Here is a 10,760-nt window from a genome sequence, read left to right on the forward strand (position 1 = left end):
TCAGGGGGTAAAAATGACAACTAATGCAGAAAATAATTTTACAAAAGTATTGCAAAAGTTTGCCACAGAAGTAACTAATAAATTTAGACTTCAATCGATTTCTTTCAATCCTGAAGACCAACTCAAAGCACCGATCGAAAATTTGCTCAAACGTTGTGGAGAGATACTTAACTTAAAAGTAAATGTCGTTACAGAAGTTCGAGAAAAGGCACTCTCAGGAAGACCTGATGTAGGAGTTGCCGTTAGTTCTCTTTTAGCTGGATATATTGAACTAAAAGCACCAGGAAAAGGAGCAGATCCCAGCAAATTTAAAGGAGATAACAAACAACAATGGGAGAAGTTTAAGAACTTATCAAATTTGATTTACACAGATGGAAATCAATGGGCACTTTACCGAACAGGTGAGAGAGTAGGAAAAATTATTAAGCTTTCTGGTGATATTACCTCTGATGGTGAAGATGCTGTTACAGATCGAAATTCTCAAGCTTTGCTAACACTTCTGCGAGATTTTTTCCAATGGAAACCAATTGTACCTTCTACACCAAAAGCTCTCGCTGAAATGCTGGCTCCTATTTGTCGCTTGTTGCGAACAGATGTGTTAGCTGCACTGGAAGATCCCGAATCTAATCTTAGCAATTTGGCAAAAGATTGGCGGATTTATCTTTTTCCTGATGCTGATAACAAGCAATTTGCAGATGCTTATGCTCAGACATTAACATACGCGCTTTTACTAGCGCGATTTTCTGGTGCAGAAGATCTCTCATTACCACAAGCAGTCAAAACAATTAGAACAGGACACAGCTTACTTGCTGATGCTTTGAAAATTCTTGGTGATGAAGCTGCACGCGAACAAATTGAGGTATCACTAAATTTATTGGAGCGAATTATTGCTGCCATTGATATCACTGCACTAGCTCAAAAAGGCAACGAAGATCCTTGGCTATATTTCTATGAAGATTTTTTAGCACAATATGACCCTAAAATGCGAAAAGAAAGGGGTGTTTACTACACTCCAGTCCCCGTTATTCAAACACAAGTTAGACTGGTGGCAGAATTACTCGAAAAATACTTTGATGCAGAGTATTCATTCATCGATCCAAAGGTTGTAACTCTAGATCCTGCTTGCGGAACAGGCACTTACATTTTAACAGCCCTTAAAGATGGTTTCGATCGAATTACCAAAGATCGAGGAGCAGGAATGCGCGTTGCTGCTGCTACCACAGCAGCAGCAAATATCCATGCTTTTGAAATTCTAGTTGGCCCTTATGCAGTTGCTCATCTTCGCTTGACTCAGCAAATTTTGAGCGAAGGAGGAACTTTACCAAAAGATGGTGTTCATGTATATCTTACAGATACGTTAGAATCTCCTTATGCTGCTGTACCTGGACATTTACCGCTATCTCTCAAACCATTAGGAGAAGAATACAAACGCGCCCAAAAGATTAAACAAGATACACCCGTTCTAGTTTGTATTGGTAATCCACCTTACGATCGCCAACAGATTCAAGAAGACGATCGAGAAGTAGAAAAACGAAAAGGCGGATGGGTTCGATTTGGAGATAACAGACAGGAAATCGATCGAAATCAACAGATGATTGCTGAGGCTATTCTGCAAGATTTTATTGAACCGCTACGACAGGCAGGGCAACTCGTTCATGCTAAAAATTTATATAACGACTATGTTTACTTTTGGCGATGGGCGCTATGGAAAGTTTTTGAGTCAAATCAAGAAAATCGTCCAGGTATTATTAGTTTTATCACGGCTTCTTCTCATCTGCGTGGCCCTGGTTTTGCGGGGATGAGACAGGTGATGCGTCAAACTTTTGATGAACTTTGGTTTATCGATCTGGAGGGAGATAATCTTGGCGCAAGAAAAACAGATAATGTATTTGCTATTCAAACGCCAGTTGCGATTGCGATCGGTGTTCGTTATGGAAAACCGCAACCTGAAGTTCCGGCGAAAGTTCATTTTACGCGAGTTGATGGCACAGAAGGAGAAAAACTGGCAACTCTTGGTAGAATCGACTATTTCAAAGACTTGGTATGGAAAAATTGCCCTACAGGTTGGACAGATTTATTTTTACCCGTAAGTGATACTGACTATGGGAAATGGGCAAGATTGACTGATTTATTTCCTTGGCAGGTAGGTGGAGTACAATTCAAACGGAAATGGCCGATCGGTGAAAGTATTGAAATTTTAAAACAACGATGGAAAAATCTAATTTCTGCCCGTGATTCCCATTTAAAGGCAAAACTTTTCAAAGAGACTCGCGATCGAAAAATTAGCAAGCAATATAGATCCCTGGAGGAAAACGGTATTTTATTACCTCCTATTGTCAATGTTTCTCCAGATACGTCCTATGTACAACCAATTCGCTATGCTTATCGGAGTTTCGATCGCCAATGGGCGCTCTTAGATAATAGGCTTTGTGACTTTGCTCGGCCTGTTTTGTTCCGCTCTTATAGCGATCGACAAGTTTATATGATAAGTCTGCTTACTAACGTTCTTGGTGAGGGATCTTCAGCAGTTGCCACTGCCTTAATCGCTGACTTAGATCATTTTCGTGGCTCTTTTGGAGGTAAACACATTATACCCCTCTGGCGAGATGCAGCCGGAACTCAGCCTAACATCACTCATGGAGTTTTAGCAACCTTAATTGCAAACTTAAAATGCGAAGTTTTGCCAGAAGATTTTTTTGCTTACTGTTATGCAATTCTTGCTACTCCCAAATATGTAAAAGAATTCTGGAATGAACTAGAAACCCCAGGCGCAAGAATTCCTATTACCAAAGACTCTAATTTATTTGGTCAGGTAGTTGCTATTGGTCGTCAACTTGTTTGGTTACATACTTATGGTGAAAGATTTATTCCGAATGGTATGAAACCAGGTAAAATTCCGCCTGGAAAAGCTCGTTGTAAAATAGGAACTCCAACAACAGAAACCGACTATCCAACCGAATTTTCTTATGATGTCGGTATGCAAGAACTGCGAGTTGGTAAAGGGATATTTGAAGGGGTTCGTCAAGAAGTCTATAATTTCAGTATTTCAGGTTTAGAGGTTGTAACATCTTGGCTTTCCTATCGGATGAAAGATGGGGCTGGTAAAAAATCTTCACCTCTCGATGATATTCGTCCGCAAATCTGGGAATTTGATAATGAACTTCTCGATCTGCTGTGGGTGCTTGATGCAACTGTCGATATTTTTCCTCAGTTATCTTCTTTGTTTGATGCACTTTTGAAAAGTAATTTGTTTGTTTACTCTGAATTTCGACAACCAACCGAATCAGAAAGAGTTAGTTTGGCAGAAGTTGAGACAGAATTACCGCTTTTCAATATGGAAAAATACGAAGAGGAAGAAGAATAAAAATTAATAGCTTCTAAAGCGAAAAAGAGAGATAAATCATGGTTGAAACAATCCAATCTCAAGATATCACTTTTGACCAATTAATTAAAAACTTCGATTTAGAACGCACTAACGACGATCGCTTCTTTCTAGAATGGCAAGATGATTTACCGGAACTGACAGATTTGGAAAAGCAAACCCTAGATGAAGTAAAAGCAGACTACCTCCATTTGTCTCGTTATACCATTCTAGAACCAATTGTCAAAATGGTGGTGTTAGGGCCATTGTTGAGATTGGCGGGTTTTTATCGTCCGCCATTTTATATTACTGCCGAAAAGTCGGTGAAAATTTCATCGGAGGATGATGGTACTATTGTAACAGGACGCCTTGACCTCTTAGTTTTTAAGCCTTCTTTTTGGGTACTCGCTATTGAAGCCAAAAGCGTAAAATATTCGGTGGAAGCGGGGATACCGCAAGCGTTGGCTTATATGTTGGGTAATCCTAATTCTGAAAAACCTGCCTTTGGTTTTGTGAGTAATGGCCCGGAGTTTAAATTTCTGAAACTGACGAAACAAGGTAAGCCAAAATATGCTGAATCTTATCCCTTTGCGCTGCAACGGGGGGATGATTTGTATACTGTTGTGAGCGTGTTAAAACGCCTCGCTCAATTACTTGGAGAATAACTAAAAAATTTTGTAGGGTGCGTCAGGCTCGATCGATTGGCTATAGAACTCAAGCGGCTGGAGAAACCGGGTTTCTGTCAACTACTTTCACCTCAAAACCTAGATTTTTCGCCTAAAAACCCGGTTTCCGACCGTTACCAGTCATCATCTCTTCTCGGAGGTCTGCGCGATCGATTCGCACCATATCCGGGATCTCGTTCGTAACGCTTTTTCTTTTTCTTTTGCCTGTCCCCTTCCGGGGCATTTCCTAATTGGTGGCTAATATCGACAAACAAATCTCGCCGTAAGTAAGGATAGTCACTCACCCATAAATTAAGTTCGGGAAGAAAAATATCGGAAACTTTCGCAATGCGACTCATATCCGGTCGTTCCGACATTACCAACATTTCTGCCCATTCTCCACGCACGATCGCTTGATGAGAACGCTTTAGCGGTACTTGTAATTGAGTCAAAAAACCAGTCTCATCTCCTACTTCTAAATTAAGTCGGCGTTCCCGGTTTTCTACAATCACTAACTCGCCGCGTTTGTTCACATTTTCCTGTGCTTTTCCTACCAATTCTTCGCTGATATAAACATCTAGCACTTGACCGCGCCAAAAAGCACTGTAACGATAGCGGCGAGATTCTAAATTACGCAAACTCGCCCAAAAAACAGGCCCCCATAACCAGTAAAAACCGCTCACTGTTCCTATTAAAACAAATAGCCAAGCAAAATCTTGGAACGCTTGCTCAATCAAAAATAGTATAGCTACACTTACCAAAGAAATTAACAGCCGGAATAAGAAGTTGGCACTTTTACCCCAGCAATATTTGTACTGTGCAGCTGTAGCAATGATTGGGATCAGTTGTTCAAATTTTGCGCGGGTTAATGGAACTAGCATATGGATTTTGGATTTTAGATTTTAGATTTTGGATTGAATGGGGGATGGGCAATCTAGTTTTTTTTGTTAAGATGCCCTATGCCCTATTCTCCTACAATATCTTCTCTAAACCATATACTAACGATTTCAGCTGCGTGACTTTGCGGATCGATAGCAGAACTCCTGGCATATAGCAAGCTCGATCGCTCGTATCGTGGCGTAGGGTATATATTTGACCGGGAGCCCCAAACATCACCTCTTGATGGGCAATTAGACCGGGTAAGCGGACGCTGTGAATGCGAATGCCTTCATTTGCTACACTACCTCTCGCACCCGCTAACTTTTCCTCTTCCGCCACAGAGGGGGGGTTGAAACTTTTCCCCATTTCTGCTAGCATTTGCGCGGTTTGAATAGCCGTACCGCTGGGGGCGTCGGCTTTTTGATTGTGGTGAAGTTCGATAATTTCTACGTGGTCGAAGTATTTGGATGCCTGAATAGCTGCTTGCTGAAGCAAAACCATGCCGATCGAAAAATTGGGAATAATCAGGCAACCAGTACTCGCTTTTTCCGCAAACTCGGCTAAATCTTGAATTTGCTCCACACTCAAGCCGGTCGTGCCGACAACGGGACGGACACCGTAGGCGATCGCAGACCTCACAGAATCATATACCGTTTTGGGATGGGTGAAGTCTACCATAACGCCCAGCACTTTTTCCTGGGCAGCCATTGCCAACATCGGTTCAAATTGATTCGTGATGGGAACTTCCAGCGGGCCACATCCAGCCACCTCCCCAGCATCTTTGTTTAATAATTCGGGATTGAGATCGATCGCACCCAGTAGAGTCATGTCAGGTGCGCCAGCCACAGCTTTAATGACCTCGCGGCCCATTTTGCCACCAGCACCGTTTACCACAACTGGAATAGGAGATTGATTGGCCATGAAAAATACCGATTTTAGATTTGAGATTTTAGATTTTAGATTGAATTGGCCATCGAGCAAGCAATTTTAGATTTGAGATTTTAGATTTTGGATTTGAGATTGAATTGGCAATCGGGCAGAGGGGCATAGGGCTCACTGCCCCTCTGCTCAACCAGATGGAGGATTCTCGTTTGAGTTTCCGTCTTCCGGGTTAAACGGACTTTCGCCAATGCCAAGCTGCTTTTTACTGCGTTTTAGCTGTTTCCAGAGTTTCTTAATTTGTTTGTAAGCTTCATCTGGAGGCAGCTTTCCACCAGTTTCTAAGGAGCAAACGAAGTTCACTCTTTGAGCAAATTCCTGCAAATTAGCGTTAAAAACCATGTTTTCTGGTTTGACTTGACCGTAGTAGCGACTGCGAGGGTAGAGAAAATTGGAGCGATCGTTCATGGCTCCCTCCATTATGTTATATACCAATTAAACATTCTTCTGTTATAGACGCTCTCAGTCAGGATGGGTATCTACGTAATACGCAGATACTTAATCGCGTCTCGGTTGCCAAAAGTTTCCTTTAGCTTTATCTACCAGCCCCAAGTTCCCGGCCCACCTTTGAACGGCCCTACAATGTCGCTGGTGATCCAGCCGCCGTAGAAATCACCTGGCTGCGGTTGCACCCTCTCACCGTTAACATAGCAAGCTTCCATCAAATTGGCATAAAAAGCTACATAATCTTTGATGGAGATAAAGGCGGGAGTGGGAGCCGTATAAAACCAAGCAGCATTTTGCGCTTGCTTGTTACCGACAATTACACTGTAGAAATGCGCTTGACCTTTCCATTCGCAAAAAGTAACGCGGTTTTCGCGCACTAGATATTCCATTTTAATATCATCGGTTGGGATGTAGTAATTGGGTGGATGACTCGTTTCTAACACACGCTTTGCTCGATAGGTATCTGCAATTACAATACCGTTAAACACAACCAGGATGTGTTTCGGAGTGTCTTCTAAACGAGGCGGACGGGGGTAGTCCCAAACAGATTCTTGACCTGGCCCAGGTTCGATGCGCTGAATCATATCAATTTTGGATTTTGGATTTCAGAGCTAAGATAGCTTCTTTCCAAGGTAATTGGTAAGTTCTTCACGTAACCATTCTTTCTCTGATTGGGCTAACCAAGATCCGAAACTATGGGTACGTACTCCTTCGACGATCGTACAGGCCATGACTGGTTTGTTGTTGACCTCGAAATTACTGCACAAGTCTACTCGATCGATATCTTGTGTGCGTCCCCGAATCTGATGACTAAAAGCAAATAACTTCCACTGCAATCGAAAATTCTCCCGATCGATCTCCAAGCGCGTCCGACCCGCTACGCTAAATAAAACTCCGCCCAACATTCCCAATCCTACTATCCAAAAAGGAATGGAAAGTAAGGGAAAAAATAGATAAGCACCGACTGCGATCGCTCCAGCTGTCCAGAAAAATAAAAATCCACTCCAAATCAGCGCAAAACCCAACCAGGAAATGTTCTGAAATTGCCACCCAGATGGAGGAATTTCCACGACAAGTCGCTGGCCTGTATTTTGCAAAACGATGCGACTGCCCGCAGGTTTGCGCCGCTTTTGTACAGTAATTGTATGTTCGCCGCGCAAGTTTGCCAACGCATCTTTTGCAGAGGAAAATCTATCTTCCGGTACCGGTTCGAGCATTGTTTCTAACCAGTCGGCAAATTCATCTGAGATTTCCACTTGAGAGCGAAAGTCTATTTTGAGGCGATGTTGCGGCAGATCGACAGTCGATCGATGTGTCAGCAAGAACAACAATGTCGCTCCCAGTCCGTACAAATCCGTTGAAGGGTAGGCTTGTCCGCGAAATTGCTCAGGAGCCATGTAGCCGTAAGTACCGATAACTGTGCTGCCTCCCGTCACCGTTTGCCGATAGGTGTCTTGCACAGCACCGAAGTCAACTAGAAAAATTTGTCCATCTTCCCTTTGGATGATATTTTGCGGTTTGATATCTCGGTGGATGACGGGTGGGGCAAATTCTTGTAAGTAAGTGAGAATTTCCAGAACTTGCACCGCCAAACGTCGTACTTCCGATTCCTTCCCGCGCCAACCGCTTTCGACTAACGATGAAAGCGATCGCCCTTCTGCCAATTCCTGAACCAGGTAAAATCGGCAATCTTCAGGCGTATCGACTTGAAAATAATCCAAATACCGAGGTATGCTGGGATGATTGAGATGGGATAATATTTTAGCTTCTCGTTCAAATAATTCTAGCACCTTCCACTGACTGACTCGCCGGAATGACAGTTCTTTGAGTGCCACTCGCTGATTGCTGTGCAAGTCGATCGCTTCGTAAGTTATCCCAATGCCACCCTGGCCCAAAGTATTCACAATTTGATACCGTTGGGCGATCGCATCTCCTGGTTGGTGCAGCAGTTCCATAATGAAGAGAGAGACTAAGGGCTAGTTGTCGGTTGGTTTGAGGAACGAAACCCAACAACTTAGTCTAAATTTTAGCCTAAGTTGTTGGCTGACGTTATGCACAACTAAAACTAATACTCCAAACAGAATCAAACAGAATAAATCAGGCTGAACTGGTTTTCACGAATCATTTAAGATTTAGGCTGATGGCGGTAAATTTGGTTTTCGATCGCCAAAATGCGACTTATATTTCTTAAATCGGTAAATACCATATCCAGCACCGCCTATTAAAAGTATATATGGGCTAAACGCAAATAGCCATATACTGAAATTCAGTAATCCGATGCTAAACTCACTGAGGGAATGAGTTGCCTGTCCCCAACTTTCTTGTACTCGCAAACCCAAGGGAGTACCCGCTGGCGGTGCGGCTGGAACAGTTGCTTCTAAATTTAAGGTTATCGTGGAATAAGCTACTTGATTTTGCAAATTTTTCAATTGTGCGGAAATGCGTTCGATCGACTCTCGGATGTTACTGAGTTGTTGAGTAACTTGTAACACATCTCGAATCGAACCGGAACGTTCTAAAATTTTCAATACTGCTTCTTCCGATTTCCGTAAATTCTTCAATCGCGCTTGAAAATCTACTAACTGATCCGAGACATCTTCTGCGGTGAGAGAACGGCTTTGCACGTTTCCTAATTTTGCTAAACTATCGAGAGATGTTTCCAATTTTGACGACGGTACGCGAATTTGCATGGAAGCAGTTGCACGGCTGCTAGGGTCGGTAGGTTTGCTATCTTGGAAACCGATGATATCGCCTTGTTGTTTTCTGACGATATTGGAAACATCGCGCATACTCTGGTCAATTGATTTGACAACAAGACTTAATTCAGCCCTTTTAATTAATTGTGGGAGAGAACGCCTTGCGGGTGCGGCTGCTGCAAAACTTTCTTCCCTCGCTGCTACAATATCTCCTGACGGTGCTGGTTGCATTGCTGGTGCTGCCGCCATTTTTGCATTTTGCATTGGTGCTTGTGTTGTTTCTCGTTCCATTGAAGCACCGCTAGTGGGGTTGTAGCCAGCGCTACAACTCGGTAACGCGATCGCAGATAGCATCCCCACTAGCAAAAGTTTTGTCAAGCGATCGCACTTGGCCGGATGCGATTTTAATTGAGTTTGCATATAATATTTTCCTTGGGGAAACCAGAAACATGAGTTTGTATGTTAGAAATAATCTAACCTCATTTGGCTTGGCTATGTTAGCCGTTACAAAAATTGTAATGCTGGGGAAGCTGAAAGCCTTGCAGTTGAGATAATCTAGGTTGCGTCAGACGAGGTTGCCGATCGCATAACGCCAACAAAGAAGAAATTGAAGCTATTTTGGCAGCAGATGAAGCAGAATACGATCGTTTATGGTTACAAGAACTGCAACAAGAAGTAATGATTGGGTGGGAAGCATCCCAACGCGGTGAAGTTGTCGATGGTGTAACTGCAATGGCACAAATTCGCGCTAATATGCGATCGTCGCGCTAAATATTATTGACAGGTAAGTAATCGACGAATTATAATAATAAACAGGCACAGCCTGGGGGTGGTCGTATGACCGCCGAATCATCACCGCTTAAAAGGCGATTTTGTTGTTTTTATGTATTATCAAAACAAAAACTATTCCTAAAATTATACAGAATTGATAATAGTTTTATTCAAACATAAATAAATGCGATCGCACAAAAATCAACACCCTGTCAACGCCACATCTGGCGGTTTTTCCCCTGTCAAAACTGCATACAGAGTAGCCGCCAAAGCATAAACATCCGTATAAGCACCTTTATCTTTTTGTGGGGTATAAAGTTCCAAAGCCGCAAACCCAACTTCCGTTGCTTGTCGCGACAAAGGATGCTCGAAACCGCGCACCAGTTCAAAATCAATTAGCACCGCATCGTATTTACCAGCGCGAATCATAATATTATCTGGTTTCACGTCTCGATGCAGGTCTTTGTGTTTGTGTACTTCGCTAAGTGCGGAACCAATTTGTTGGATATAACGCAATGCTTCTTTTTCTGGCAAAACTCGTTTGACTAATCGATTTAAAGTATCCCCTGGAATATATTCTAGGACAATACAGCTGCGATCGCCTTCTTTAAAGGTTTTTTTAACTTTTACGATATGGGGATGGTTGTATCGCCGCAATTTATCAGCTTCATCCAAAAATCTAGTTTCTAATTTAATTTTTTCTTCTGGCGTTATTTGATGAGTTTTAATTTGGATATCTAGTTGTTCGTAGTTTAAAGTTTTGATGACTGTATCTCCACCATTTTTATTATCTTTGGCAAGATAAGTTACGCCAAATCTGCCGCGCCCAAGTTCGCATTTAATGGTATAATCACCATTCTGTAATTGCTGTCCTGTCGTCCAATTCATATTTTTCGCATCTGATGAAGCTTACCTTGATTTTGGCACAGTTGGTAAAATCTGTCTGCGGTTGGATGTTAGAGTTGAATACAAAAGATATGAAAAGACGGGAGAATAGAAAGC

10 protein-coding genes are annotated in these 10,760 nt (G+C 42.5%); 3 read left to right on the forward strand and 7 right to left on the reverse strand.

Annotation, left to right across the window (positions count from 1 at the left end):
- The first annotated feature begins 13 nt into the window (after positions 1–13).
- Both H6S82_RS06715 and H6S82_RS06720 read left to right on the forward strand, forming a co-directional pair.
- Positions 14–3,364 carry a type ISP restriction/modification enzyme gene (locus H6S82_RS06715; RefSeq protein WP_191056106.1) on the forward strand — a complete coding sequence of 1,117 codons (3,351 nt, stop codon included), beginning with the start codon at positions 14–16 and terminating at the stop codon, positions 3,362–3,364.
- 38 nt (positions 3,365–3,402) lie between these two features.
- On the forward strand, positions 3,403–4,026 hold the full coding sequence (locus H6S82_RS06720; protein ID WP_190474564.1) for a type I restriction endonuclease: 624 nt from the start codon (positions 3,403–3,405) through the stop codon (positions 4,024–4,026).
- A gap of 134 nt (positions 4,027–4,160) precedes the next feature.
- Here H6S82_RS06720 and H6S82_RS06725 read toward each other — a convergent pair whose 3' ends face one another.
- From H6S82_RS06725 to H6S82_RS06750, 6 genes are all read right to left on the reverse strand, one after another.
- Positions 4,161–4,907: a phosphate ABC transporter permease gene (locus H6S82_RS06725; RefSeq protein ID WP_190474562.1), complete on the reverse strand. Its 747-nt coding sequence runs from the start codon at positions 4,905–4,907 to the stop codon at positions 4,161–4,163.
- A 91-nt stretch (positions 4,908–4,998) separates the two neighbouring features.
- Positions 4,999–5,826, reverse strand: a complete 828-nt coding sequence (gene dapB / locus H6S82_RS06730; RefSeq protein WP_190474560.1) for a 4-hydroxy-tetrahydrodipicolinate reductase — start codon at positions 5,824–5,826, stop codon at positions 4,999–5,001.
- A 147-nt stretch (positions 5,827–5,973) separates the two neighbouring features.
- The gene (locus H6S82_RS06735; protein ID WP_190474558.1) at positions 5,974–6,252 is read right to left on the reverse strand and encodes a hypothetical protein; all 279 of its coding nucleotides are present in this window, start codon (positions 6,250–6,252) and stop codon (positions 5,974–5,976) included.
- A 131-nt stretch (positions 6,253–6,383) separates the two neighbouring features.
- Positions 6,384–6,875 (reverse strand): DUF427 domain-containing protein, encoded by a 492-nt coding sequence (locus H6S82_RS06740; protein ID WP_190474556.1) that lies wholly within the window; start codon positions 6,873–6,875, stop codon positions 6,384–6,386.
- A gap of 27 nt (positions 6,876–6,902) precedes the next feature.
- Entirely contained in the window at positions 6,903–8,246 is a 1,344-nt protein-coding gene (locus tag H6S82_RS06745) for a serine/threonine-protein kinase (protein ID WP_190474554.1), read from the reverse strand.
- Positions 8,247–8,423: 177 nt separating this feature from the next.
- Positions 8,424–9,407 (reverse strand): DUF4349 domain-containing protein, encoded by a 984-nt coding sequence (locus H6S82_RS06750; RefSeq protein ID WP_190474552.1) that lies wholly within the window; start codon positions 9,405–9,407, stop codon positions 8,424–8,426.
- Positions 9,408–9,605: 198 nt separating this feature from the next.
- On the opposite strand from H6S82_RS06750, the gene H6S82_RS06755 reads away from it, so the two are divergent.
- Positions 9,606–9,758: a hypothetical protein gene (locus H6S82_RS06755; protein ID WP_242056841.1), complete on the forward strand. Its 153-nt coding sequence runs from the start codon at positions 9,606–9,608 to the stop codon at positions 9,756–9,758.
- 201 nt (positions 9,759–9,959) lie between these two features.
- Here H6S82_RS06755 and H6S82_RS06760 read toward each other — a convergent pair whose 3' ends face one another.
- Positions 9,960–10,646 (reverse strand): serine/threonine-protein kinase, encoded by a 687-nt coding sequence (locus H6S82_RS06760; RefSeq protein WP_190474549.1) that lies wholly within the window; start codon positions 10,644–10,646, stop codon positions 9,960–9,962.
- Between the last annotated feature and the right edge of the window lie 114 nt (positions 10,647–10,760).

This window comes from Planktothrix sp. FACHB-1355 (assembly GCF_014748295.1).
GTDB lineage: Bacteria > Cyanobacteriota > Cyanobacteriia > Cyanobacteriales > Aerosakkonemataceae > Aerosakkonema > Aerosakkonema funiforme_A.

Bases quoted from the DNA above. Each gene is read 5' to 3' on its own strand.
- H6S82_RS06745 (WP_190474554.1), bottom strand. From the start codon at position 8,246: ATGGAACTGCTGCACCAACCAGGAGATGCGATCGCCCAACGGTATCAA.
- dapB (WP_190474560.1), bottom strand. From the start codon at position 5,826: ATGGCCAATCAATCTCCTATTCCAGTTGTGGTAAACGGTGCTGGTGGC.
- H6S82_RS06750 (WP_190474552.1), bottom strand. From the start codon at position 9,407: ATGCAAACTCAATTAAAATCGCATCCGGCCAAGTGCGATCGCTTGACA.
- H6S82_RS06735 (WP_190474558.1), bottom strand. From the start codon at position 6,252: ATGAACGATCGCTCCAATTTTCTCTACCCTCGCAGTCGCTACTACGGT.
- H6S82_RS06760 (WP_190474549.1), bottom strand. From the start codon at position 10,646: ATGAATTGGACGACAGGACAGCAATTACAGAATGGTGATTATACCATT.
- H6S82_RS06740 (WP_190474556.1), bottom strand. From the start codon at position 6,875: ATGATTCAGCGCATCGAACCTGGGCCAGGTCAAGAATCTGTTTGGGAC.
- H6S82_RS06715 (WP_191056106.1), top strand. From the start codon at position 14: ATGACAACTAATGCAGAAAATAATTTTACAAAAGTATTGCAAAAGTTT.
- H6S82_RS06725 (WP_190474562.1), bottom strand. From the start codon at position 4,907: ATGCTAGTTCCATTAACCCGCGCAAAATTTGAACAACTGATCCCAATC.
- H6S82_RS06720 (WP_190474564.1), top strand. From the start codon at position 3,403: ATGGTTGAAACAATCCAATCTCAAGATATCACTTTTGACCAATTAATT.